We start from the raw sequence: 25,631 nt of genomic DNA, 5'->3' as shown, positions 1-25,631 counted from the left end.
AGCTCTGGTCTATCTAAACTATGACCAAAGAATGGAAGATTTTACCGCTTGGCGGATCACCGGTCCACACCTCTTAAAACCATCTGCGAGGCTCTGAACGGTCGCTGTTGGCTGACGGGAAAACGATATCCTGATCCACAAGGACATTGAATTTATAACCAGGGCGTATGCGGATCGTCGGTTGGACGTTCAGGTTTTTAGAGATCGTCTCCTCGGCTGTCCGGCCGAAGCTTTCTCCGAAATTCCGTCTTGCCGCGTCAGAAGCGGTTTCCTGCGCTGCAGGCGTTGAGCTTTGCGGCACGGACATATCGATCCCGGCCCCGATCAGCGCGATCAGGGCGGCTGAACCGAATGTTTGCCAGAGATGGCGATCGACCTCGTCTTCGAACCCGCCGTAGCCCTCGGCATCGGTGCCGGCCATGCCGCCGATCTGCAGCGTCGAGCCATTCGGGAAAATGAGATCAGTCCAGACGACGAGAACCCGCTCCTGACCGAACGAGATTTTCGAGTCGTAGCGGCCAAAGAGCTTGGTGCCCTGCGGCACGAGAAGGCGGTATCCGGTGGCGCTGTCATAGACGTTCTGACTGATCTGCGCGGTGATACGTCCCGGCAGGTCGGAATTCAGGCCGGTGATCAGCGTGGCCGGGATCACCGAGCCGCGCTTGAGCTCATACGGAGACATCTGCGGCACGACCTGGTTCGGCAGATAGCCGAGGTCTTGGATGTCCTGGTTGAAAAAATCCTCCTTCGAGCTCTGGGCGTTCGAATCGACGTTCTGCCCCATAAAGCCGGCTTTCATCGCGGCCGCATAAAGATCGCTGGCGTTGTTGGTCCTTCTGTCGGGGTTCTGGCGACCGATATCCTTGCTGTTTGCCGACGCTCTATTCGCGTCTGAGATGTCCACCTTAAGCGGCGAATCCAGCGCCGTCGCGCGTGCCTGAAGTCGCGCCATTCGTTGGCGCTGCGCTTCGCGAACATATTGTTCGTCCTGCTCACGTTTCAGACGCGCCTTCCATTCCTCGTCTGACTCCATACGGGAACGCCGGTCCTCCGGCTCGACCGGCCGCCCCTCGGCAACACGCTCTTCCTTCTCGACTTTCTGCTCGATGACAGGTGTCGGCTGAAACGTGTCGTGCTCAACCGGTTCGCCGACGATGCCGTCGGTGACGCCACGCTTGAGCTGGTCGCCGAAATTGGTCGCTGGCGTGTTGGAGGCGCTGTCGATGTCGTTACCTCGGTTGAAGGAAAGCCCTCGCCATGACAGGCCGATCACGACGATGCCGCAAAACAGCGCGACAAGAACAATAGTGAGGATGATCGGCAGAAGGTTGAGGCGACGCATGGCGTTCTGATCGTGGGCCTGGCTGGATGCGCCGAGTTGGAGCGATTGCACCATGGTCCCCTCCTTAATTGCGCTGCATGACCGACAGAGGGCTTACTGGCGTGGCGCCATCCGCCGTCAGGTTATAAGCGCGGCTGATCGCTATGGAAGCAGTGGTCACCCGCGCGAGGACTTGGTCGTCAATGCTGTCGATCGCATAGGCAAGCTCGAGGGGCTTCATGTCCCGGCCTCTGTTGTCTGCCACGACGGTGTATCCCCCTCGTTTGAGGGCTGCCTCGAGGGCGGTCGCAAACTCTGACTGGTCGTTCTTCATCTTGATCGTTGTCGTCCCGGCAGAGCCGATTTGCTCGGCCAGCCGTCCGGCCATGTCGCCCGCAACGGCCCTTGCGGCCGGTCCTGTGACAGCCGTCTGCGTCGTGCCGGTGGTCAGTGCGTCATCGGCCGTTTGGCAACCGGCAAGAAAGGCGGCCGCGATCAGGGCTAACATTAGCTTGCCCATGGTCACCCTCCCCGCTTAATCGTGATTTTCTGTTGCCACCATCCCAAGCCGGAAATGAGGATCGCCTTGTCGACCGCGTAATCGACGATCATCATGTCGTTCTTCATACGGTAATTGACGATGCGGTTCTGGCCGCCGGAGACAACGAAGAGGACCGGAGCGTCCTGGCCAGCGATTGACTTTGAAAACTGAATGTAGGTCTTTGCTCCATCGGAATAGACCCGTTTTGGTTTCCAAGGGGCGCTGCCGCTTACCGAATAGGAGAAGTTCAGCTTATCGGGTGCGGTACCTGGAATGCCGGTTTCAAGCTGCGCATTGATGTCAGCGAGCTTGGTCGAAACATCATCGGGGTACTCAAAACCAATCCGGGCCGTGTACTGGCTCGGATGCGACTTGAGCTGGATATGGTATGTGCGTCGCGACGTCGTAACAACCATGGAGGTCACCAGGCCGGCTTCGGACGGTTTGACGATCAAATGGATCGCCTGTCCGCCGGTCGCCCCCGAGGTCGCTGGCTCGACCTTCCAACGCACGGTATCGCCGACAAGCACGTCGTGGACAATCTCGCCGCTCTGCAATTCGATATCGCAGACCTGCAGCGGTGAGCAGACGACCGAGGGTTGGGTTTCGCCGAAGAGGAAGATAACCTTACCATCCGGACCGGTGGTGACGAGACCTGCCGTGCCGCGCCACTTCCTTGAAATGCTGGTGCCCTTTACCTCGTTCGATGTCATGCTTTGCGCACATGTGCCACTCGCTAGCGCGAGTCCTGCCAAGCCGACGGCCGTTATTAATCCTGTTCTGTGCATGTGAGTTTTCCTGCCCTTAAAGCTGTGCCGTCCAGTCGAAATCGCGGACGTATAGACCGATCGGGTTGAGGCGGATTGTCGCCTCATCCTGCGGCGCGGTCAGTGTGACCGTCGCGATGCCCCGAAACCGGCGCGTGCCCATCTCCATGCCTTTGCGGTCGCGCTCATATTCGGTCCAGTCGATCTGATATGTCTGGTTTGAGAGCGCGACGATGTTGTTGACCTCGATCGCAACCGTCGAGGTCTTCGCCTTTTCGAACGGCGAATTGCCGCGGAACCAGGCATTGATCTTCTCGGTGGACGGGTCTGAAGTCCTGAGGAGTGCGTACGTCCGGTCGATATATTGCTTCTGCACAACTGCATCGGGCGTGACGGAACGGAAGCTGCTCACGAAGTTGCCAAGGGTCGCGCGGACAACGCGCACATCAGCATATTCGATTTGTGCTGGAAAGCCGGCGGTCACAGAGGTTCCGAGTTTGTCGACCTCGACGATGTAGGGCATGAGCTTAACCTGTGTGCTTAAATACAAGGCGTAAGTGAAGCCGATCACCGCCATTGTCATGCCGAGAATCCCGACCACCCGCCAGGCGACCGCGGCTTTGACGTATGAGCCATATCGCTCCGACCATTCCTGGCGTGCGGCGAGATACGGGTTTTCGGGAGCGTTCTTGGCGCCCATTCGATCATCCCCTTCTCTTGTTGTTAGTCGTTGCGTTCGGGTGGTCGCTTGGCGGCGCTGTGGCCACTGCGGCTTTCCTCGAGCTTGGCGTTTGCGAGCCCTAGGATCGATCCCGCGTACGCGCCAGGCGAGCCGATCGCCTTCTCCTTGGCTGCGGATCCTGCAGCTCTGCTGGCCGAGCCGATGCCGGCGCCGACGCCCTTGAAGGCAGCCCCGATGACCGACGAGCCCGCGGCTCGAGCCGCTTGGCCTGCCGAAAATCCGGCTCCAGCCGCCCCTGCTCCGAGAAAACCGGCGCCTGCGGCGAAGGACGTGGCTTGGCCGCCGTGGCGAATAGCCTCCATCCCTCCGGAAACCGATGCCCCCTGCACTACGCCCTGCATGATGTTCGGAACGTAGCTTGCGATGATGAAGATGACGACGGCTATACCGGCTATCGCCAAGGCAGTTCGAAACTGGTCTCCGATATCGGGTTGGTTCGCGAGTCCGATCAGGACCTCCGATCCGATACGCGAGATCATGACAAGCGCCATGAGCTTCATTCCCACCGAGAAAGCGTAGACCAAATAACGGACTGCGAAATCTTTGGTGTAGGATGATCCGCCAAGCCCGAGCATAATCATGCCGGCGAGCAGACCGATATACATCTCCACCATCACACTCACGAAAATCGCGGCAACAAGCGAAAATGAGATGACGACGACGACCATGGCGAATGCTGCCGAGATCGCGAGCGCGTTGTCCTCGAAGAGGCCGAACTGGATATTCTCCGACATTTTCGTTGCGACGGCGAGGCCAGCGTTGAAGACGTCGGCAGGTGAAGCAGTTCCACCGCCAGCCCCAATCTGGAAAAGGCTGTCGACCACAGCCTTGGCGAAGGTCGGCCCCTGTCCGAGCACGAAGGCGAAGAAGCCGACGAACATGATCCGTCGCACCAGCTCTGCGAACCAGCTATCAAGTGATGCTGCCTGGATGGCCAGCCAGACGGCTGCAATGCCAATCTCGATCGTCGCGAGAATCCGGAACAACGATTTCGCAGCATCCATGACGGTGGTCTCCCACCCCTTGGCAGCCGTCGAGATCTGGTTTTGAAGTGATGTTAGCACCGATCCTTCTTGGGCGAATGCAGGCTGGGCTGCCACCGCCGCAAGTGCGGCGATCAACACTGCGGCGCGCAGCACGTGAAAGCTTGTTGTGGCGCGCATGCTCACCATTCGACTTTCATCCTTTCGCCGCCGGACGTTGAAGGTGCAGTTGCGCTAAAGAACTTTTCCCGGCGAGCCTGTGCGAGATCCTTGTCAGTCTGCTCGGTCTGGAGCCAGGTGCCCATCATGGTCATCTGTTGTGAGACGAGCCCTCGCAATTTCTGCATCTGCGCGACTTGCTGCGAAGCGATTTCGTGACCGACCTGGAGTGCCTTCATTTGCCCGTCGGCGGTCTCGGACATCGAGCGCAGCGAAGACATCGTGGCTTCCTCGCTGTCGAATTGGTCGGCCGTGAGACTTGCCGCCTTCAATGTACTGGCGATCGTGTCACGGTTGGTATCTGACCAGGTTTGGTATGTGGACGAGAAGCTGGCGGCATTCGGAAGGTTGGTCTTGAGATTGGCATAACTCTGGAAGCGCTGCTGCAAGACATCATCGGCATTACCCATCGAGAACGATATGCTTTGGCCTTGGTCAACGATGCTGCGAAGCCGGTTGAGGTCGCTCTCGACCTGTCCCCACATGTGAGATGGCAGGGTCGCTGTGTTTTGAAGCAGGTTCTGATAGATGTTCAGCTGCGTTTCGATCTGCTGGCTAAGCTGGCTGATCTGCGTCACTTGGTTCTGGATCTGCTCCCCGGATTGACCGACAAGCGAAACCAGTTCGCTGTTGTTGAGCACCTGTGTCCACTCAGTTGCTGCGCCGGTGGCGGTGCCAGCCTCGGCTGGCGCCATGGTAGCAAATCCGATTGCGAGGGCGCTTAAGCCCGTCATCCATCTATTCGAAATTGAGCAGCGATGCGGCATCGTGAACTCCTCTCGTGTTCAGCCAGTGGATTGGCCAGTCGCGGCCGTACTCGGCAATCAGCGCCCGGATACTCTTTAGATCGTTCTTGCCTGAGGCCCCGACAAAGCTCAGCGCGACAGGGCCGAGCGTCATGTCGAACAAGCGCCGGCCATCTGGTGTGGAGACATAATATTCGCGCTTTGGGGTCGCGCCAGCGACGATATCGATCTGGCGCTCGTTAAAGCCGATGCGCTCGTAGAATTCCCGCGTTCCCGGCTCGCGCGCCGCACCGTTCGGAAGGCAGATCTTCGTCGGGCAGGATTCCTTCAGGACGTCGATGATCCCGGAGTGCTCCGCGTCCGAGATCGATTGTGTGGCGAGAACCACGGCACAGTTCGCCTTGCGCAGCACTTTCAACCACTCGCGGATCTTTGCGCGAAAAACGGGGTGACCGAGCATCAGCCAGGCTTCGTCCAGCACGATCAGGCTTGGCGAGCCATCGAGGCGCTTTTCGATGCGCCGGAACAGATAGGTGAGCACCGGCACCAGATTGCGCTCACCCATATTCATGAGGTGCTCGATCTCGAAGGTCTGCAGGGCTCCGAGCGAAAGACCATCCTGCTCGGCATCGAGCAACTGGCCCATCGGACCGTCGACAGTGTAATGGTGGAGCGCGTCCTTGATCTCGCGCATTTGAACGCCAGACACGAAGTCCGAGAGAGATCGGCCCGGAGCGGTTGTCATCAGGCCAACCTGTCGGGAGATGGCGTTGCGGTAATCGGGCGTTGTGGTCACACCTTGCAGCGCGACCAGCATCTCGATCCATTCGCTCGCCCAGGCCCGATCGGCATCACTTCCGAGTTCGGAGAGAGGGCAAAAGGCAAGCGCCCTTCCCTCCCCTTCGTTGTCTCCGCCAATTTCGTAGTGGTCGCCGCCACCCGCCAACGTCAACGGCAGCAGTGAGTTGCCTTTGTCAAAGGCAAAGACCTGGGCGTTCTCGTAGCGCCGAAACTGCGCGACGATCAGCGCCAGAAGCGTCGACTTGCCGGAGCCCGTCGGACCGAACACCAGGGTATGTCCAACGTCGTCGACATGCAGGTTGAGGCGAAACGGTGTGGAGCCGCTGGCCACCTGCATCAGCGGCGGCGAATCCGGCGGGTAGAACGGGCATGGCGCAACGGGGCTACCTGACCAGACCGTATTGAGCGGGATAAGATCGGCCAGATTGTTGGTGTTGATCAATGGCTCGCGAATATTGCAGTACCAATTGCCCGGCAGGCTGCCAAGATACGCATCGGTGGCGTTGAGCGTTTCGATCCGGGCTCCGAAGCCCTCGGCCTGGATCAGCCGTCGGATCGCCTCCGCCTTCTCCTGGAGAGCTTCGCGGTCGTGATCGAACAGCACGATCACTGGCGTGTAGTAGCCGTAGGCGACCAGTTGCGATGAAGCCTGTGCAATTGCGTCCTCGGTCTCGGCAACCATGGTCATGGCGTCCTGGTCAACGGATCGGCTCTGCGTCTGGAACAATTGATCGAAGAAGGGCCGGACCTTCTGCTGCCATTTCTTGCGGGTGCGTTCGAGCTTCTGTCGCGCCTCCTCGGCATCGAGAAAGATGAAGCGCGACGACCACCGATAGGTGAGCGGCATCAAATCCAGACTGTTTAGGATCCCCGGCCAGCTTTCCGCCGGCAATCCGTCGATTGCGACAACCCCGAGAAACTGGTTCTCGATCTTCGGCGTCAGCCCATGCTCGAGCTCAGCTGTCGCAATCCAGTCGAGGTACATGGGAACGTCGGGAAGCCGGATCGGATGGCTCTCACCGGTGATGCAGAAGCGAACGAACTGCAGCAGTTCGTCGTATCTGGCACTTCGCGTCCCCTCTCGTTCACTGACCTCACGCGTTTCCATCCTACGAATCGAAAGGTTGTTCGCAAGATACTGCTCGATTTCCCGAATGGCATTCTTGAACACGAAGAGCACCGTGTCTGCATAGGACTTCTTGCGGCTTTCCGCGTCCGAATAGATGTATTTGCTCAGCGCCGTCTTCGTCGACTCCAGCGGCCGGTAGGTGAGAACGATTGCATGCTTACTCTCGAAATGTCCCTGTTCGCGCGCAAAATGCGCCCGGCGCTCGGCGTCGATCGCGCGTGTCACGGGATCGGGGAAATGGCACCGATCGTTGGACGGGTAGTCTACGGTCGGTATGCGGATCGCCTCGACCTGGATCATCCAGCCGCTTCCGAGCCGAGAGAGGATTGAATTGATTTGCCTCGACAGCTCGTTGCGTTCGAGAGCGGTCGCGCTTTCGGAGTCCGGGCCGGCAAAGTACCAACCCCCCATGAGACTGCCGTCCTTCAGAAGAAGAACGCCGTTATCGACGAGACCGGCGTAAGGAACGAGATCGGCAAAGGATGGGCCTGTGGCCCGGAAGCGTTTCAGAGCTACCATGGGCGCCTCCTCAGTACCGGCGCCAAGGCGAACTCGTCGGCTTGTAGTAGGGCCTGTAGGAAATGTGCCGGACATAGACCTGGCGCATCAGCGGGTCGGACTTCGCCATCATCCTGAGAACCCGCACGATCAGGATCCAGACAGCAACGCCGAAGATTGCCGAATAGATCGTCAGGACGACGAAGATCAGAATGACGGCGGCAAGCCCGGTGAGCAGCACCAGTTCGCGATCTGCTCCCATCAAAAGATTCGGACGGGAGAGAGCCCGATGAATGAGATTGCGGTGCAGTCCGGTTAGCGACTCAGCCATTGGCCGCCTCCCCAATGGTGGTCGGATTGGGCCGTTCGTTCGTCAATCCAATCGACGCACCGGTCGAACCAAATAGACCGACAATCTGGGTCGCTCCGAGAAGGATCCCTGCCACGAGCACGACGTAGACGAGACGGCGCGCAAAATCGTTGAGCTCGCCGCCGAAGATCAGCATGCCGCCGGCTATCGCCATCGCCGCGAGCGCAATGGCACCCGCAACCGGACCTGTGATCGACTCCTGGATTTGCTGCAGCGGTCCTTCCCAAGGCAGACCACCGCCCGAGGAGCTGGCGAGGGCCGGATCAAATGAGGCGAGCACGATAGGGGCCGCAAGGAGCGCGATGGTGAAGAGGGAAACCTTACGCGACATGACGCGCCTCCTCTTCTTCGGTGAGCTGATCGGACTCGGTTTCGTATTGGCCGCGTGCGAAACGTTCGACCTGAATTACGTCGCGGATGCTTCGTCCGCGCGGCGTCCGCTCGATCGAGATGATCAGGTCGACCGCCTCACCGATCACCTCTTGCATCGGCTGCTGGCTTGCTTCGGCAGTTAATTGTTCCAGTCGTCGAAGCGCCGACATGGCACTGTTCGAGTGGATTGTCGCCACCCCGCCGGGATGGCCGGTATTCCACGCCTTGAGCAATGTGAGCGCAGCGCCATCGCGGACCTCGCCGACGACGATGCGGTCAGGCCGAAGGCGCATCGTGCTCTTCAATAGACGCGCCATGTCGACGGTATCACTCGTGTGCAGGAGAACGGCGTTTTCAGCCGCGCACTGGATCTCGGCGGTATCCTCGAGAATTACCAGCCGCTCTTCTGGCGCGGATTTGACGATTTCGTCGATCACCGAGTTCGCGAGCGTCGTCTTGCCGGAACCTGTTCCTCCCGAGATGATGATGTTGAGCCGTGCGGCGATGGCGCTGCGGATCGTCGATGCCTGCTGTTCGTTCATCACCCCGGACCGAATGTAGTCGTTGAGCGGGATGAGCCGCGACGCTCGGCGCCGAATGGTGAAGGCGGGTTTAGCCACCAGCGGGGGCAGTAGCCCTTCGAACCGGTGGCCGCCGATCGGCAACTCCCCGGATATGATGGGCTGCTCGTCATCCACTTCTGACTGAAGTGCATGAGCGACGGTTCCGATCACCATTTCTGCGGCCGCGGAGGACATTTCTCCGGCCGGCGTAACGCCTTGGTCGAGCCGTTCGATGAAGAGCTTTCCGTCCGGATTGAGCATGATTTCCACAACGGTCGCATCGTCGAGGGCGGCGCAGAGCTGATCACCAAGCGCCTCCTGAAGTTTGCGCACGAGCCGGGGATGGGAGCGAAGCTGGTTCAAGGCGGTCTCCTTTAGGCTGCTTGGCTGAAGGTTTTGAGGTTGGATCGGTAGTTCGGTGGCCGTAGCCTCTCGAAGATCCCAGCGTTCACAGGCAACGTGCCTGCGACGGCGGTCGTTACGCCGACCTTCTGAGGCTGGCCCAATCTCTGCAGCGGCCATTCCACACGAGCGAGAATTCGCTCGAACCTGAGATCGGTCACCGTGACGATCTCGGAGAAGCCGTTCGCGACGCACCATTCAGTGATCCCGGCGAACATGGTGACTGTAGCCTCGTGCAAGGTACCGTCTCCCCTCCCCTCTTCGAGCGTGGTGTCGACGCAAAACCGGGAGCTTTCGATCATACCGGGGTGGGCGTTCAGCCGACCTTCGGGAAGCAGGGAGGGAAACACGTCCGCCACCATGGTCGGGCCGGTAGCAGGAAGCAGGCGTGCGGCGCCCGCTAGTCGTCCGCCTGTGGAGATGGCCAGAATGTAGTTCGGGCCCAGAGCGTCGAATGCATCTGCCTCGCAGCCGTCAACGACCTTCACCTCCCAATTCAGCCGGTTGGAGAAGACCGCCGCACGGAGCTGATGATGGTTTTGAAGCAGCTGGGTTTCAGAATGACTCTTTGGTTTCGAGATCGCTAGAATCTGCATGAATCTCTCCGTCGTTGTTGAACGACAGAAACTCAGCACGAATAGGAATCGGGCGTCAGTTGTCGAATCCTACAATGTTTGGCGAGTGAGTCGCGATCCGTTGATCTCTGAGTCGGGGCGGTTCAGGCTGCTTTGAAGCAAAACGCCCATTGCAGGGGTTGTAGGATTCACAGATAAACAGATCGGGAACGCAATAGGGTCATGACCTTGATAAACGCTTGAAAACAAATCAGAAATCTGCGCGTGACTATCTCGTCGCCTCGTTTGTGTTAAGCAGCCGTTAACCATTAAGACCTTGCCAGCAAAAGCGTTTCGGGTATCGTCACGGTAAATATTCTGTTCTGGCGATAAAACCGTGATGAGAGATTTCAACGTGAGCGTGGCGACGAATAATAACCGCGAGGCCTTGCCCAGCGTCGACGAGACTATCGGCGCGCAGGCCGATCTGCTGAGCTCGCACCTTCAGTCGATGAGCGAAGCACTGTTTCCACCTACTTCTCACAAGATCCTGCGAAAATTCACATCCGGCGAAGCCGCCCGGCTGATGGGTGTATCCGATTCCACGTTGAGAAAGATGACCCTGGCTGGCGAAGGTCCGCAGCCGGAAACGACTAGCAACGGTCGGCGACTCTACACCTTGTCCGAGATAAATCAAATACGACACCTGCTGGCCCATTCGACCCGCGGCCGCGGCAGCGTTGACTTTATCCCACATCGCCGTCCGGGCGAGCATCTTCAGGTTCTTGCGGTAACGAACTTCAAGGGGGGATCAGGCAAGACGACGACGTCGGCTCACCTTGCGCAATATCTCGCGTTACAGGGCTATCGCGTTCTCGCTGTGGATCTAGATCCACAGGCGAGCCTATCGGCCCTGCTCGGCGTTCTTCCGGAACTGGATGTTGCTTCCAATCAGACACTTTATGCTGCCATCCGATATGACCAGGAGCGCCGCGATTTATCTGAGGTAATTCGCCCTACCTACTTCGACGGGCTCGATCTCGTGCCCGGTAATCTTGAGCTCATGGAGTTCGAGCACACAACTCCAAAGGCTCTGAGCGCTGGTGGTAGCGGTGAAACGCTTTTTTTCGCGCGTGTGGCAGAAGCGCTCGACGGTGTTGCCGACAATTACGATGTAGTCGTGATCGATTGTCCGCCCCAGCTCGGCTTCCTTACCCTGAGTGGGCTGTGCGCGGCCACAGCGATGATCGTGACCGTACACCCACAAATGCTCGACGTCTCGTCGATGAGCCAGTTTCTGATGATGACCCGAGACCTCCTCGGTGTCGTTCGGGAGGCAGGTGGCGACCTCAAGTATGATTTCGTCCGCTATTTGCTGACGCGGTTCGAGCCACAAGATGCACCACAAACCAAGGTCGCCGCCCTCCTCCGCAATCTGTTCGACGACCACGTCCTCACGAACCCGATGGTTAAGTCCGCGGCCGTGTCGGATGCCGGTCTTACGAAGCAAACACTTTATGAGATTGGACGCGAAAATCTCACCAGATCCACCTACGACAGGGCGATGGAAGCCCTGGACGCCGTCAATGTCGAGATCGAGACCCTTATCAAGCAGGCCTGGAGCCGCGCGTGATGGACATTCTCACCGCCATGTTCCCCTGCCGGCCTGGTTATTGGGAGCTCCCAACAAGGAGCGAAACTCGCAGTCGGAATAGAATAGGAGAGGAAATGTGAGCAGGAAGGATTCGATCGACTCTCTCTTCCTGAAGAAGCCGGTTGCTCCCGCTTCATCAGCCTCCAAATCAGGCGACCGCGTGCGCACTGGCGCAATCTCGGCCATGGGTTCGTCGCTCCATGAGATGGCGGAAAACGCCAAACAGGCCTCCAAACTCCAGCAGCAGCTTGCCGAAGGTGAAGCGGTCATCTCGATCGAACCGGCGTCAATCGATACGTCCAAGATCGTCGATCGAATCCCCATCGAAGTCGATCCTGCGTTCGACGCTCTTGTCGAAAGCATCGCAGAACATGGCCAGCAGGTTCCGATCCTTGTGCGGCCAAACCCTCAGGCGCCAGGACGATTCCAAATCGCTTACGGCCGGCGCCGTCTGAAAGCGGCAGAGAAGCTGGGCCGTCCCGTGCGTGCGATCGTTCGCAACTTGTCGGATAGCCAGCTATATGTCGCCCAGGGCCGAGAAAACCTCGACCGGAAAGATCTGTCGTTCATCGAGAAGGCTTTCTTTGCAAAAAACCTGGAGGATGACGGATGCGACCGGCCGACGATCATTGCGGCGCTCGTCTCGGACAAAGCGGACGTCAGCCGCTACGTCGCCATCGCCCGCCAGGTCCCGCAAGACCTAGTCAGATTGATCGGTCCCGCACCGAAAGCCGGACGCGCGCGCTGGATGACGCTCGTCGAGCATCTCGCCTCCCCCGCCAAGCTTGACACCGCACACGAGTTGCTCGCGGGCTTCGCAGAGGAGAGGCTGGAAAGCGACGCGCGTTTTGACGCGTTGTTACGCGCACTTAGCGAGCCACGCAAGAAAGAGCGCGCTAAGAGCTCTGACCTCTGGAAGACGCCCCATGGAAAGCGCGCAGCACGCGTCGAGGCGCGTGAAGGCAAGACGACTATCATCTTCGAGGAAAAGGTCGTCCCCGCTTTTGGGCAGTTCGTCTCGACGAAGCTGGATCAGCTGTACAGGGAATTCCAAGAACTCAACGGTAATGGAGAAGAGCGATGAGCTAAGCGTGTGTTGGGTGAACAGGCCAAACTCACACGGCAAAGAAAAAGGCCCCCGAAACAAATCCCGGAAGCCCTTCTCAATTAGTTCGCACCTAGAGAATCGCATTTCCCGGAATCCACGTCAAGAGTCTTTGGCATCGTTTTGGTGATCGTTTTCTGTTGCCTTTCGAAAGGTAAAGGAAAATGCAGACTGATCGCATAGCGACGCCCTTCGGGCGGCGGCCAATGACGCTTGCCTTGGTGAAAGCTCAATTCGAGTCCGCGAGCATAAAAAAGCACAAGTCGGCCGACAAATGGAAGATCTACCGAGACGCCTGTGATGCGCGGACCCTACTTGGACTGCGCGATCGGGCGCTGGCTGTCCTCAACGCGCTGCTGTCATTCTATCCCGAGACCAATCTGACTGAAGGGGCCAATCTCATCGTGTTTCCGTCAAACGCGCAGTTATCCGCTCGCGCCAACGGAATCGCTGGCACGACACTTCGGGAGAACCTGGCTCTTCTCGTCGAGGCCGGTCTGATCCACCGAAACGATAGCCCGAACGGCAAGCGCTACGCGCGAAAGGGGCGGGACGGTACCATCGAAACCGCTTTCGGCTTCAATTTGGCTCCACTGCTTGCGCGATCGGAAGAGCTCGCGATCATGGCTCAGCGGGTGGCTGATGAAAACCAGCGCCTGAAGGTGGTAAAGGAAAAAATCACAATCGAGCGCCGGGATATTCGGAAGCTCATTTCCGCTGCAATAGAGGAAGGCGCTTCCGGCGATTGGCAAAGGGTTGAGGAGCAGTTTATTGCCGTTGTATCACGGCTTCGGAACGCCAGAGCGGCGGGGGACTTGGCAGTTCTCCTGGACGAATTGACGTTGCTGCGGGAAGGTGTGGTCAACATGTTGGAAGCGCAGGTTCTTTCAGCAAATTCCGTTGCCAATGGTATCGAAATCCGCCAGCACATACAGAATTCAAATACCGAACCTCTTAATGAACTTGAACCTAGCTCTAGAAATGAGCTGGGGCGGAAGCCGAGCCAGGCGCCGAGGCGTCAAGGGGAGCCGATAAAATCATTTCCACTTGGCATGGTCGTTCGAGCGTGCCCGCAAATATCAGATTACGCGCCCGGCGGGCGAATTGACCAATGGCGCGATATGATGGCCGCTGCTGTGGTGGTTCGTTCGATGCTGGGCGTGTCGCCCTCTGCCTATCAGCAGGCCTGCGAAATCATGGGCCCAGAGAATGCTGCCACGGTGATTGCCTGCATTTTGGAGCGGGGAGGCCACATAAATTCAGCGGGCGGATATCTCCGGGATCTCACCGCTCGCGCGGAACGGGGTGAGTTTAGCCTCGGCCCTATGTTGATGGCACTCATGCGAGGCGCCGCGTCAGCTCAGGGCAAATCGGCATAGCAATTGCGATGGGAAGCGATTCTGTTGGGAGCTCCCAACAAACTGCAAGAGGCGGAAAGCAAGGGGTGATCCGACGCCGCGCGCTCATCGCGTACTCATAATATGAAACCGTCCTCCATACTCGCACGCCTTCCAGTTTTGCCCCAGTGCTAAGGACTGGAAGCGGGAGGGGGCCTGCGTTGATTGTCAATCAATAGATAGGTCATCGCCATGAAGTCATTCGAACAACGGTCCTTTCGGCGCAGCCGCTGCCGCCATGGCGCACCCACGCGCGGGCGAAGGTGAGCCCGAGGTGCGCACTCTCTCCGGCCAAACGGTACAGACGACCGGCGAAGTTTGATCTTGTCGAGATTGTTGAAATTCTCGCCGCCCTCTTAACTTATTCCGATAATCATTGCGCACCCCATCGAGGCCCTAATCTATTCGGCTCTCTTGCTCTGCCGGGGAACCGAGAAGCCAACTCTTCTGCTCATTCGTGAATGAGCAGAATGAGATCCTTTTGAGCGACGCCGTTGGCGCAGGCGAAGATCTCGCCGAAGACCTCTTCGCCGCTGTCGTCCCCTCACCGAGCGGTAGCGCGATCCTGTTGGAGGGTACGTGGCGTGATAACGCTTTCTGCCTCTAAACATGATGGCTGCCTTGCAGTGGCTGATGGGGAACCCTGAGCGGCTTCCGCGATGGCTCACATGATGAGGGTTGCTTCAGCTTGCACGGCAGATTGTTGAAAGGGTCGCCAACGCAAAAAATGACAACCGCTGTGCCGCAGCAAAAGGGGCAAAGTGACGCCAGATCGCGTGGAGTTGGCACGACGCGCCGTTCAATTTTCCTTCGCGGACATCATCGGGCTCCACGTCGTGGCCCGCAATATTGCGCCCTTTGACCTTGATGCCCGGTACTATGGCGTTTTTGGCGTCGGAGGACGCTTCCCACAGCAGCCTCGAAAGCTACCCGCTCATCCGCAAGGCTCGTTGCTTTGCTAACTGCCATTGGTGTCGCCGCGTAGGGTTATCCTGTAGAGAGCGTACGATGCCTCTGCCCTTCCCCGTTCTGGCAAGGTACTCAGGGCCGTCGAGCCGCAGGAGATCTATTACAGAATCCTACCGGCTGGGAAATGACAAACGACGCGAACGCGGTCGAGCTCAGCCAGAATATCCATGTGATCGAATCCCAGTTTGATAAAGCCGCCTACGCGCTAATCGTCCAGCTGTCCAACGATCTGAAGGCGGTCCGCCGTATGGGCCTCACTGACATGAACCATTATCACCTAGCATCTGCGAGGCCTTTTCTTGTCTTGAGCGGGAGGTTGCCGAGCGAGCGAATTGTCGCGGCGGGCTGACCGCATTCGTGCGCGGCGGGCAGGGCGTATGATAGCGCGCCGGTTGGCTTGCATCGCGCCAAGCTGGAGCTTGGCGACGCGGCCAGAATGGCTCGCGCATCGACTTCACCGGGAAGTCCATCTGGAAGCTCCTGTCGCGTAAGGACGAGGCTGCCGCTGAGGGGAACCCGCTCGTCAACTTCGGCGGCTTCCTCAAATTCTATGGATATCGGCGCAGCCAGCGTTTCGATCTTCTGCCGGCGGAGAAGACCGCGGCGGACATGCTCGTTATCTCGGAGGAATTCCTGGGGCAGGAGAGGGCGCGCCTTCGAAAAGGCCACCGACTACCAACTGACGTTTCGTGCGACGGGCCGCACTTTGATCGAAGTCGAACGCCAGTCAACTGCATCGTCCTTCTAGCCTAGGAGGTGTGAGGCGCACCCTTTGTTCATCGCGAAGAAGCCGTAAACGATGTTTTATGGCGATCACCCAAACGTGGCGCCGGCCTTTGTGGCCGGCGTATCACAGGACCGGGAAAGATAGGCTCGAATTGACTTTGCGGATCTTGGACGCCGCCCAGCAATGGCTGGTGCGGCTCGCGCCACTTCTTGAAGCGGATCTTCGCTCTCTACTAGATTGACCGGTTCCTTCGCCTGGACTTTCCGGACAGTACCGATCTTGATGACAGCCTGCCCAAAGCTGATGAGGAACCACAGCGGCCGAGTGTCAGGCTGCTAGGAAGCGCTGTTCATATCACTTCTTCCGTCCCAGTCCTTCGGGGGCTATGTCAATGCCAGCAATATCGCCGAACCCCATCTGATTGCCGCAATGGCAATGGGTTCAAGCGAGCTCGCCGGCGTTACAGATCTGCTTGAGGGTAGTTGGAACGGGTGGGGGCGAGTTCATTCACGCATTCCTGCCGAAGAAATACCAAAAATGCTCCTGTCAGCAGTTCCTCTACCCAGCCCCGCTTTTGGCTCGAGGAAGATCGCGCCTGGTCACACTTTGTAGACTGGCTCGCCGTGGCGGGGCAGAGGGTCGTGCCCGACGCTGATGTCAAATCGCTTCATCATTTCAAGAGTTGGCTTTCTCTGCGCGCATCAAGGCTCGATTGGAGACGATCTATCGCAGCGTCGTCGAATTGGCGATCCTCAATCACGAGGTAATTGACAAGGAGCGTTTTGATTGGTCGCAGACGGCAGCACCTCTTTTCGCCTTACACCGCGACCTCGAGCGTTGCGGGCCGTGCCTTGTAGAAATGGCAATCTGCACCTCGCCGGTCGACAGCGGTCGTTCCTGCTCCGCTATCGATTTTGGCGAACTGGAGGGAGAGCGATGCCTACCATGACGGTCTTGCGATAGTGTCGACCTGAAATCGCAAGGAACGGCAGCTTCATCTTTGACAGCAGTTTCTTGGAAGAGCTCCATCTGCCCTACATGTATACCCAAGGCGACCGCGCATTTCATGATGCGGCTGAAGCCTATGGTGACGCCTCACGCCGGCCATGGATCCAGATCACTGAGGACGCTGATCCGGAAATGCTGATCTGTCCCCTTCCCACATCTTGGCTCGGTCGAAGAATCTTCGATGTAGTTGACGGCCGGTTGGCTCGGAAATGTTTGATAGGCGGGATATCGATCGTTGGATCGGAAAGATCGTGAAACAATCATGCGGTGGTCGACAGCCTCCGTCGAACGGCTTTGAGACGCAGCCGCACCAACTAATGAGTCTTTTCGGCGCGGGCGATGAACGCAGGCGATATCCATGTTCTCGTCCGGCATAAGGAAACTGAGGAAGTTTGGATCATGTAAGCGCCTTCTATTCGCCCGAACCGTTGCAGAAGCCGGCCGAATGGCGGACTATACGACGGCCGGCAAGCGCAACGGAAAGCACACCTATCCAGAAGCATTTGGATCCCGTCGCCTTTCTCAGATAAAAATTTTGCTCCTCTTTTAAAATTCACCGGCATATACCCAGACGGTCTATTCTGCGCTCAGTACTGATGACGAACAGGATCGCACCGATGCAATTCGCCAACGCCATGGATGGGCTGGTAGACAGGGTCTGCAATCACCGCTAGGTCGAAGATGTGTTTGGCTGACGAGATGATCACCGACAGTCGAAGAGCAGTTACAGGAATCTTCAACAGGCCGAACCTGTGAGCCGGTCGACCCTCCTCGGCAGGAAAGAGAATCGCACGATGGTTGCCCATGAACGACGACCTCAGCGCCGGATAAGGCCGAACCGGTGGGCCTCGTTCAGTAGGTGCCGGACGGAGGAGGGCTGCCATTTTTTGCCGCCTCGCGCAGGCCGTTCTCCCATCTGGTCCAGCTGAGCGGCAATGTCGCGAAGCGACAGATCAGGATCGGCAATGGCGATCGCTGCTACCAGCTTCATCAGATGGTCCTCCGGCGCGCGGCGAGGGGACCGGCCCAACAGTTCGTTTTCCGCGAGCTTTTCGCGGACTAGGCGACGAACGGCGCGACGGAGGCGTTCGACGGTCCAGTCGTGACCGCGGCGATTAAGAACCCGCACAACATTGTCCCAGCTATGTTGCGGCCGAAGTTGTCGCACCACCGGCAGCCATGTCTGCGCCGAGACAATGAGCTCATCGAGATAGCGTTTCTCCCGCGCTTGCGAGACCGCTTTGATTGCCTGCGGTCGTCTTTCTCGCAGACCCGGGTTTCCAGGAAGTTTGCCGCGCGCCTTCGCGGCCTTGATGCCAGCTTTGGTACGTTCGGCGATCAGAGCACGCTCGAGCTGCGCGACCGCGCCGAGCACCTGAAGGGAAAACATGCCCTGTGGCGTCGAAGTATCGATCGGGTCACGTATCGACCGGAAATGCACGCCCCGCTCCTCGAGGTCCTCGATCACGGATAAGAGATGGCTCACCGATCTGGCCAGCCGATCAAGCCGGACGACGACTAGGACGTCGCCGGTGGTGAGCTCACCGAGCAGCCGCGTCAATACTGGTCGGGCGCGCGATGCACCGGAGCCGTGCTCCTGATAGATCCGATCGCAGCCGGCGGCCCTCAATTCATCGATCTGGGCATCGTGGACCTGATCGTCCGTCGACACACGGGCGTAGCCGATCAGCCGCTTAGGACGCAGGTGGGGATTGACGGGTTGTGGCTTCGCCATGGCGCGCCTTTACGAGTTTGGTTTAAAGATGCTTTGTACAGATAAGGAATGCGTGAGAAAATGATCGTTTGTAAACGTCTCTAGCGCAATTTCTCCAGCAGCGGGCTGGCCTGAATGCCTTGGAAAGCAGGGATTCCTTGGCCAAGAAGCGTTCCGTCCAGGGCGCTTTGTTCAATTCGATATGCCCTACGTATCTGAGGTGAGCCACGTGTCCGTGACATTACCCAGTGACGGACACTAACTATCAGATAGCGTCTGTTCACCAAATCATTTATCATAAATTCAATGCGTTATGATTTTTCCAAATTGCCTATCACAAGCCTGCTGCGGCCGATTTCGGATGCCGCTGTGGCTTTTGCTTCCCGATTTCAATTGAAGCGCTAAGCTGAAAATCCGGCACGCAATTTTGACCTAACGATTTCATGCCGGGCGAGGGGAGGGGCCTCTTAAAGCCCTGACGCCTTTGTCAGATTGGTGCGGAAGCGGTCGCGCCGCCGCTGATATTTACGCGTCATCTCCGCCGAGGCGTGACCCAGCTGTTTCTGAACATACCGCTCCTCGATGTCGGCTGAGGAGGCAAGGCCGGCGCGCAGCGAGTGGCCTGAGAACAGCAACGCACGTTCCCCTTCCGTAAGATCGGAACGGACGCCTGCGGCGAGTGCGGTCTGCTTGACCAGACGGGCGACATGTTTGTCGGAAAGCCGCTCGACGTCGACCGTCTTGTTGTCCTTGAAGATGCGGCGGAAGAGGGGGCCGCGCGCAATCCGGCCGAAGCGGATCCAGCTCTCGAGGGCTGCCACGGGGCAGGTCTCGCTGGAGGCGCCGCGGCCGACCTCGACCTCGCGCCATCCGGTTTTGCCGCGCAGCGTCACCAGGACGCCTTGGTCGGGAAAAATCTCGATCCAGCCATGGCCATCGCTCTTGTCGTCGCGGACAGCGTCGAGGCCGGCGATCTCGGAGCGCCGCAGGCCGCCGGCGAAGCCCAGGAGCAGGATGGCCCGGTCACGCAGGCCCCTCAGATCGTGGCCGAGGGTGTTGACCATCGCCTTGATGTCGTCGCCAAGCACGGCCTCCTTCTGTCGCGGCGGCTTGGCGTGCTTGCGGCGAATGCCGGCGAGCACCGTCGCAATATGCCGGTCGGTGCGATCCATCGGCACGCCGCGCTGGGTAAAATTCCAGGCGAGGCCGGAGAGACGTCGCTCGATCGTCGCCACCGAGAGGGCAGGGGCACTGCGTTTCGGGTTTTCGGCAGAGATGCCCGAAGCACAGGCGCCGATATAGAGGCCGATCACCTGGCTTGAGGGGGGCAGCGGTTCAAAACCTTCGCGGCGGCACCAGGCGGTGAAATGCCGCCAGTCCTTGGCGTAGGCATCGCGGGTGTTTTCGGAACTGGCGGCGTTGGCATAAGCTGTCGCGGTCTCGACCAAGGCTTCCAGCCGCGCCGGGACACGGGGTGTCGGCCCGGGGGCGGGAGGTGAAGCGCCCAATTCGCTGCCGGGATCGACGACGTTGGTGCTAGAATCGTCGATTTTGGGCGTGTTTGCCGGGGGATTTTCCATGGTTCGGGATGCTATCACTTTATGTCCGGTAATGGAAGGTTACCGGACATAAAACAGTGTTGACGGGCCGTGCGGTTTCGGCAGAACCGCATGGCATAAACTGCACGCTTCGATTATGCTCGGCAGCATGGATTCGCGCTCCCGCTCGCCTCTCGTCACCCCAGTTCCGCCCACGGCCGTGCCGCCCCTGCCGGCCTGGGTTTTGCCGCGCGGCGGCGAGCTGGGTGAGGCGGACGCCGCCTTCGCCGCCGGCATCGCCCTGAAATCCTTGGACGATCTGGTGCGCACCGAACCCGCTTGGGCCGGCTGCTGGCGTCAACGGCTGGCGCTCAGATGCGCGCAATCGGCGGTGCAGCTGATCGGCCGCACCGAGAGCGAACCGGCCTTGCGCGATGCGCTGCTGCTCACCACACCCGACGACGATCCCGGACCGGCCGGCACAATGGTTTTGGCCTTCCAAAGGCTGGCGGCGAAGAAGCGGACGATCGGCAGCAAGGTTCTGCAGGGGTTGGCGGCACTGATCGGCTTGCGCCGCGACGGCCTGGACGAGCTCGCCGATCTGTTCGACGCCGCGCTGCAGTCGCCGCGCACAGCACCCTTCGCCGTCGCCGAGCTGGTGGCGAAAATCTGCGCCGCCCGGCCCGACGCTGAAATCCTCGCCTGGTGGTTGGCCGATCGGCTGTTGGCGGAAAAACTCGGCTGGGCGTGCGGCGTGCCGCTGCTGATGGCCGAACGCTATGGCGCCGCATTTAAGACGATCGGCGGCCGCGGACGGGTGCGGTCCGGCGAGCCTGGCTTTGCGCGGGCAGTGTGCCTGGCGCTCGTGTCAGGGACGACCGAGGCCCTGCGGCAGGCCAATGACATCGGCCGGCGCGCCGAGGCATTGCTGGCGGCGGCGCCGAAGGTGCGGACGAAGGGCGCCGGTGTCGTCTTCGAAAAGCTGCTCGACGAGGATGCCGTGCCGGCTTCCGCGCCCGGCAGCGATCTTTCCCGCTGGGCGGCGACGCGGCTGTTCGAGCGGCTCGAGAGTTTTGGCGCGGTGCGCGAACTCTCCGGCCGCACGTCCTTCCGGATTTTTGGATTGTGACGATGACCGGATCGGGGGCAACCAGGACACATCGAGGAAGGAAATCGAGGTCGGAGGATGAAATCCTCTATGACCGGGAACTTGAGGATCTACCGCCGGAGCTGCGCTGGCGCGAATGGATGCTGAGGGTGGAGGCGGTCATTTTTGCCGCCGTGGAACCGGTTAGCCGCGAGACGCTGGCGCGGGTGGTCGGAAAGAGCTGCAGCATCGAGCTGCTCATCGATGATCTGCGCGAGGACCTGCGGTCGCGTCCTTATGACATCGTTACGGTCGCCGGCGGCTGGCAGCACCGAAGCCGCTCGGCCTATGCGGCCGCGATCCGCGCGTCGCAGGCGCCGACGCGGTCGTCTCCGGTGTCGCTGTCCGAGCACGAAGCCGCGGTGCTGGCGGCCATCGCCTACCTGCAACCGGTGACCCGCGGCGAGCTGTCGAAGATGTTCGGCAAAGAGGTGAGCCGCGACACGATCGCCAGTTTGCGCGACGCCGGCTTTCTTGGCTCCGGGCCGCGCAGCCCGACACCCGGCGCGCCCTATACTTATGTGACCACCAGGCATTTCCTGTCGGCGTTCGGCCTCGAGACGCTACGCGATCTTCCCGACCTCGAACGGTTGGAGGACGCGGGACTGCTCAGCCGGCAGGCGCTCGAGGGGGATGCACTGCCGATGCGCGAGAGCGAAGCATCGGAGAACGACTGATTCATCCAAGAGCTATGTTTCGGCCTGTCTCACGCCGATCGACGACGTCGACCACGCTCCATCACACGCGCATACGCTCCGAGCAGGGCGGCCACGTCCACGGGCTTTGGCTGGACAGTCGTCTTAGCCTGGCGTTCCCGGAGTTCTCTTCGTTTCTCGAGGCAGTCCGCAAAACGCTCGATGAGCCTCCGGTGGCCCTTCGCCGCCAAGATCAGAAGTCGCCACTGCGCGGCTGCCGTTTCGTCGCCGGCCGTCAGCCAGTCGTCGTCCGGTCGGTTTGCTGCCCACGCAATGCAGTGCGCCCGTGCCGCCGTGGACAGGCTGATCAGGTTCGCCGTCGAATAGATGCCATCGGGCAGGTTCAAAAGGCGTCGAATGAGCGAACGGCTGGATGGCGTATTTCTCATCCCTTCCAATCGACAGATGTCGTCGATGCAGCGATCGAGTTGTCTTGCCGCTGGACTGATGCCAATTCTCGATGCGCGACGCAGGTCGTAGCCACAGCGGGCACAGTAATGTTGCGGCACCAGTTCAGCTTGGTCAAAGACCGCGATGCAGCTTTGGCAGGACGGACATCGGTCGCGCAATCGACAGCTATGTTTCGAGCATGAAACCCGGGTTGCCAGTCGCCATCTCCGCCGAAAATAGGGCTGTGCATCCTCGGCGAGACAGTAAGAACAAAACTGCAGCCAGGTTGACTCTGTCCGATGTCCGCCGTTGCGAAGCGGCAGCAGAAGCTGCCTCGGCAGGGCGTGCGGCAACATCATCGCCGCCAGCTCATCGGGCGCGATACCGGTGTTGGCGCTCAGCAGCTTTGCGATTTCACCCGGCAGCCGGAAATCAAGGGCTGGCGACCACATTACCGCATTGCGCCGGAGCACGCGAGCGAAGGCTCGCGGCGGAACACCATTGGCATGTGCAAGCCGGTGTAGCCAGCTCGACAGCAACTCGTCTGCCTGGGGCACGACGGTGACCGGCCAGCGGTCGGACGCGACGTCACGATAGTGTTCACGGATGCTGATCGTCGGTGCAGGCGCGTCGACCGTCGTCATAGAAGGCTCTCGCGCAGAGCCGCGTTGCGCCGCTTAGAAACCGGCACGTGGCGGAGCTCGTCGATGCTGGCCTTGCTGATGCGTTCGGTTCCGGATCCAATCGCCGCGACGGCCGCCTTGGTGACGATGGTGACGATCTCGCCGATCAAGCCTTCCGAGAGGCTGAATATCCGACGCGCCAACGGCTCGTTCGACAAATCGGAGCTTTTGGCCAGCGGCAATGCGGCCTCGAGACTGTCGAGCAGCATGAGATAGTTTTCGTCATACTGCCAGCGTGGGACCGCGACCAGCTCGAAGCGGCTCGCCATCTCGCTGGTGGCGTTGATGAAATCGCAGACGGCCACCTCGCCGATCAGCACCGGCGAGATGTCGTACTGGCGGCCGATCCGCCGCAGGAAGGCAAAGACGGCTTCGACGTCGCGGGCACGGCCCCGCAGCGCATTGTGGAACTCGTCGAGAATCAGCACCTTCGGCTTGAGGCTCTCCAGCAAGTGGTCGAGTTGCTCCGCCTTGCGACCGACATCCCACATATCGCCGCCGGGAGCGCGCAGCGCCTGCAGAATACTGGCATAGAAATGGCCGAGGCCGGCGCCTTCGCGTGTCTGGACCATCCAGACTTTTTGCGCGGGCGCGGCTCTCAGGTGCTCGACGGCGAAGCGTTCGGCGATCATCGTCTTGCCGTTGGCGTAGGGGCCGACCAACATCAGCCCCTGGGTTCGCAAAGACGGAGGTCGTTCCAGGAGCTCGGCCAGCCGCCGATGGCTGTCCTGGGCGACATGATGCCCGATCCAACGGGGTGCGCGGATATAGGCGATCCGCTCTTCCCGATCACGGCCGAGATATGGCCGGACATGCTCGAGCAAATGATCCGACATGGCTACCAATCCTCGACCGGCAACCGGCTCTTTTGGCGCGGCGGATGCTCTGCCGGTAGAGGCGCCGGCGGCCGCATGACCGCATAAGGCTTGTCCGCTGTGGCGGCATGTGCGCTGCGGACAGCGTCGCGCAACTGGCGCTTGGAAGCCTTTGCGGTCTCCGCTATGGCTGCGATCTCGCGGCGGACCGCCACCTTCTCGACGTTTGAGCGTCGATTGGTTGTGCGCCGACGGGTGCGCTCGGCCGCATGTTCCCATAGGGTCACTGGCGACAACTGGCCATCGCGTCGCTCGACCGGCCGAAACTGTCTTGTTTCCGGGTCGCGGACATAGACATGACTGATGTCGCGGGGATCGTATCGCACCTCGAGCTTTCCGAGCCGGTCCCGCTCTGGAACGAAGACGCCCAGCCACGCCGAATAATAGTGCAGGGCGAACATGCTGATCCCTTGCGGCGACAATTGCCTCTCCGTTCTTGGTAGAAACGACAGCAGCACGCGTTGCGGATCGTCGCCGAAGACCGGCAATGCCGAACCGTTGCGTTGCCATTCGGTCAGCGGCACCTTCAGGGTCTTGGAATTTTCCTGCAGATTGTGATCGATCACGGCCAGCGCGACGCAGCGCTCGAGATCGGCGAAGCTCAGGCAGGCGCGCCGCTCGGATGGATATTCATCGCGGTGGGCGACGGAACGCCCCGAGGAGCCCGGATAGGTAGCGAGAACTCCGTTGACTTTGCCCAACAGCCGTTCAACCACGCCGCCGTGATGGACCCTGCCACGATCGCGGGGGCGGATCCGAATGCCGTAATCCTCACAGCCTTGTTGGAATGCATGCCCCTTGAACTCCATCGCCGAGTCCGCGACCAGCAGCCGCGGTCGACCGAACATCGGCCAGGCGTGATTGAGATTGCGCGCGGCAAGCCATGCGTCTTTCGGACACATGGCCTGGGCGAGGCATAGCGCGACAGACAGCACCGACGGCTTCTCCAAGGTGAGGCAGAAGCCGAGGATGGATCGTGTCGCCACGTCGGTGATGACAGTCAGGTAAGGGCGGCCGACGAACACACCAGCCCCGTCAACAACCTCCACGAAATTGATATCGGTCGGCGTATGGTCGATTTGGCAGACGGCGAGCGGGTGCGGCGCATGGATATAGCCGGGTCGCGGCTTCAGCCGCAAAAAGTGCTTCGGATTGGCCGAACGCTTCTTGGCGATCTCTTCAGGCGAAAACAAGACCGGGATGCGTCGAGCGACCGTCACATAGGACGGCACGGCAAGACCGGCTTCCTCGCAGCGCGCGCGGATCTCGTCGACCACGGGAGCAAGTCCGGTCGGCTCGAGCGTCAGCCACTTCTCCCGAAGTGTGGTCGCGATGATCTCCTCGATCTGTTCCGACAGCCGTTTGCGCCGACTGACCGCAGTGCGAGGCAGCAGGGCCGTCACCGTCCGATCGGCGCGATATCGGGCGAGGAGATTGTAGATTTGCCGTGTGGTTAGGCGCAGTTCAGCCGCCGCGCGCGTGATGGTAGCCTGCCTCGGGCCGCGACCGTCGAGGATCTTGTCCAACTCGCGGGCAATGCGACGCGCCATCGACCACTGCTCGTCCGAGATCGGGCGATCCGCCGGCAAGGTTCGATCGTGAAATCGCTTTGGCAAGGGGCTTCATTTGAAATCGTTAGCGAAAAATCGACACCGATTTAGCGTCTAAACCTAACGCCTGTATGACATTTTCCGATTTGAAATCCGAAAGTAAAAGCCACA

22 protein-coding genes are annotated in these 25,631 nt (G+C 59.8%); 6 read left to right on the top strand and 16 right to left on the bottom strand.

Features of this window, described 5'->3' with window-relative positions; all coding sequences use genetic code 11:
* Positions 1–73 precede the first annotated feature (73 nt).
* From trbI to traI, 11 genes are read right to left on the bottom strand one after another with little or no spacing between them, the layout of a single operon-like run.
* Positions 74–1,396, bottom strand: a complete 1,323-nt coding sequence (trbI, locus tag AS026_RS22260) for an IncP-type conjugal transfer protein TrbI (RefSeq protein WP_007539610.1) — start codon at positions 1,394–1,396, stop codon at positions 74–76.
* 10 nt (positions 1,397–1,406) lie between these two features.
* Entirely contained in the window at positions 1,407–1,841 is a 435-nt protein-coding gene (gene trbH / locus AS026_RS22255) for a conjugal transfer protein TrbH (protein ID WP_028749346.1), read from the bottom strand.
* A gap of 2 nt (positions 1,842–1,843) precedes the next feature.
* Positions 1,844–2,650 (bottom strand): P-type conjugative transfer protein TrbG, encoded by an 807-nt coding sequence (gene trbG, locus AS026_RS22250; protein ID WP_062371844.1) that lies wholly within the window; start codon positions 2,648–2,650, stop codon positions 1,844–1,846.
* Positions 2,651–2,666: 16 nt separating this feature from the next.
* Positions 2,667–3,329, bottom strand: coding sequence for a conjugal transfer protein TrbF (locus AS026_RS22245; RefSeq protein WP_007539606.1), 663 nt, complete (start codon positions 3,327–3,329; stop codon positions 2,667–2,669).
* Between the two features lie 23 nt (positions 3,330–3,352).
* Entirely contained in the window at positions 3,353–4,543 is a 1,191-nt protein-coding gene (gene trbL / locus AS026_RS22240; protein ID WP_007539603.1) for a P-type conjugative transfer protein TrbL, read from the bottom strand.
* Positions 4,537–5,340 (bottom strand): P-type conjugative transfer protein TrbJ, encoded by an 804-nt coding sequence (gene trbJ, locus AS026_RS22235; protein ID WP_007539602.1) that lies wholly within the window; start codon positions 5,338–5,340, stop codon positions 4,537–4,539. Before trbJ ends, trbL begins: the two co-directional genes overlap by 7 nt.
* The gene (locus tag AS026_RS22230) at positions 5,312–7,768 is read right to left on the bottom strand and encodes a conjugal transfer protein TrbE (protein WP_028749344.1); all 2,457 of its coding nucleotides are present in this window, start codon (positions 7,766–7,768) and stop codon (positions 5,312–5,314) included. The genes trbJ and AS026_RS22230 overlap by 29 nt, the downstream gene beginning before the upstream one ends.
* A gap of 10 nt (positions 7,769–7,778) precedes the next feature.
* On the bottom strand, positions 7,779–8,078 hold the full coding sequence (locus AS026_RS22225) for a conjugal transfer protein TrbD (RefSeq protein ID WP_007539597.1): 300 nt from the start codon (positions 8,076–8,078) through the stop codon (positions 7,779–7,781).
* Positions 8,071–8,448 carry a TrbC/VirB2 family protein gene (locus tag AS026_RS22220; RefSeq protein WP_007539595.1) on the bottom strand — a complete coding sequence of 126 codons (378 nt, stop codon included), beginning with the start codon at positions 8,446–8,448 and terminating at the stop codon, positions 8,071–8,073. The genes AS026_RS22225 and AS026_RS22220 overlap by 8 nt, the downstream gene beginning before the upstream one ends.
* On the bottom strand, positions 8,438–9,415 hold the full coding sequence (gene trbB, locus AS026_RS22215; RefSeq protein ID WP_007539593.1) for a P-type conjugative transfer ATPase TrbB: 978 nt from the start codon (positions 9,413–9,415) through the stop codon (positions 8,438–8,440). The genes AS026_RS22220 and trbB overlap by 11 nt, the downstream gene beginning before the upstream one ends.
* Before the next feature lie 11 nt (positions 9,416–9,426).
* Complete coding sequence (gene traI, locus AS026_RS22210) at positions 9,427–10,050, bottom strand: acyl-homoserine-lactone synthase (RefSeq protein WP_028749343.1); 624 nt, start codon at positions 10,048–10,050, stop codon at positions 9,427–9,429.
* Between the two features lie 358 nt (positions 10,051–10,408).
* On the opposite strand from traI, the gene repA reads away from it, so the two are divergent.
* The 4 genes from repA (at position 10,409) to AS026_RS44040 (ending at position 14,771) form a co-directional block, all read left to right on the top strand.
* Positions 10,409–11,641, top strand: a complete 1,233-nt coding sequence (gene repA, locus AS026_RS22205) for a plasmid partitioning protein RepA (RefSeq protein WP_085989880.1) — start codon at positions 10,409–10,411, stop codon at positions 11,639–11,641.
* Positions 11,642–11,738: 97 nt separating this feature from the next.
* Entirely contained in the window at positions 11,739–12,746 is a 1,008-nt protein-coding gene (repB, locus tag AS026_RS22200; RefSeq protein WP_007539588.1) for a plasmid partitioning protein RepB, read from the top strand.
* Between the two features lie 185 nt (positions 12,747–12,931).
* A complete protein-coding gene (repC, locus tag AS026_RS22195; protein WP_062371842.1) occupies positions 12,932–14,146 on the top strand; it encodes a plasmid replication protein RepC in 1,215 nt (404 codons plus the stop codon).
* Between the two features lie 499 nt (positions 14,147–14,645).
* Positions 14,646–14,771, top strand: coding sequence for a hypothetical protein (locus AS026_RS44040; RefSeq protein WP_268871461.1), 126 nt, complete (start codon positions 14,646–14,648; stop codon positions 14,769–14,771).
* Between the two features lie 2,914 nt (positions 14,772–17,685).
* Here AS026_RS44040 and AS026_RS22175 read toward each other — a convergent pair.
* Complete coding sequence (locus tag AS026_RS22175; protein WP_007539569.1) at positions 17,686–18,603, bottom strand: recombinase family protein; 918 nt, start codon at positions 18,601–18,603, stop codon at positions 17,686–17,688.
* A gap of 446 nt (positions 18,604–19,049) precedes the next feature.
* Positions 19,050–20,162, bottom strand: coding sequence for a tyrosine-type recombinase/integrase (locus AS026_RS22170; RefSeq protein ID WP_028748910.1), 1,113 nt, complete (start codon positions 20,160–20,162; stop codon positions 19,050–19,052).
* Positions 20,163–20,289: 127 nt separating this feature from the next.
* Between AS026_RS22170 and AS026_RS22165 the strand changes: the two genes are divergently transcribed.
* Both AS026_RS22165 and scpB read left to right on the top strand, forming a co-directional pair.
* On the top strand, positions 20,290–21,249 hold the full coding sequence (locus AS026_RS22165) for a DUF1403 family protein (RefSeq protein ID WP_028748909.1): 960 nt from the start codon (positions 20,290–20,292) through the stop codon (positions 21,247–21,249).
* 2 nt (positions 21,250–21,251) lie between these two features.
* Positions 21,252–21,944, top strand: a complete 693-nt coding sequence (gene scpB, locus AS026_RS22160; RefSeq protein WP_051321166.1) for an SMC-Scp complex subunit ScpB — start codon at positions 21,252–21,254, stop codon at positions 21,942–21,944.
* Positions 21,945–21,973: 29 nt separating this feature from the next.
* On the opposite strand, the gene AS026_RS22155 is transcribed toward scpB, so the two are convergent.
* From AS026_RS22155 to AS026_RS22145, 3 genes are read right to left on the bottom strand one after another with little or no spacing between them, the layout of a single operon-like run.
* Positions 21,974–22,996, bottom strand: coding sequence for a TniQ family protein (locus AS026_RS22155; RefSeq protein ID WP_028746974.1), 1,023 nt, complete (start codon positions 22,994–22,996; stop codon positions 21,974–21,976).
* Positions 22,993–23,871, bottom strand: coding sequence for a TniB family NTP-binding protein (locus AS026_RS22150; RefSeq protein ID WP_028746973.1), 879 nt, complete (start codon positions 23,869–23,871; stop codon positions 22,993–22,995). Before AS026_RS22150 ends, AS026_RS22155 begins: the two co-directional genes overlap by 4 nt.
* Before the next feature lie 2 nt (positions 23,872–23,873).
* The gene (locus AS026_RS22145) at positions 23,874–25,460 is read right to left on the bottom strand and encodes a Mu transposase C-terminal domain-containing protein (protein ID WP_235777076.1); all 1,587 of its coding nucleotides are present in this window, start codon (positions 25,458–25,460) and stop codon (positions 23,874–23,876) included.
* Positions 25,461–25,631: the final 171 nt, after the last annotated feature.

Source organism: Rhizobium altiplani (assembly GCF_001542405.1).
GTDB lineage: Bacteria > Pseudomonadota > Alphaproteobacteria > Rhizobiales > Rhizobiaceae > Rhizobium > Rhizobium altiplani.
The sequence above is the reverse complement of the archived record's forward strand: the minus strand, read 5'-3'. Positions and strand labels throughout refer to the sequence as shown.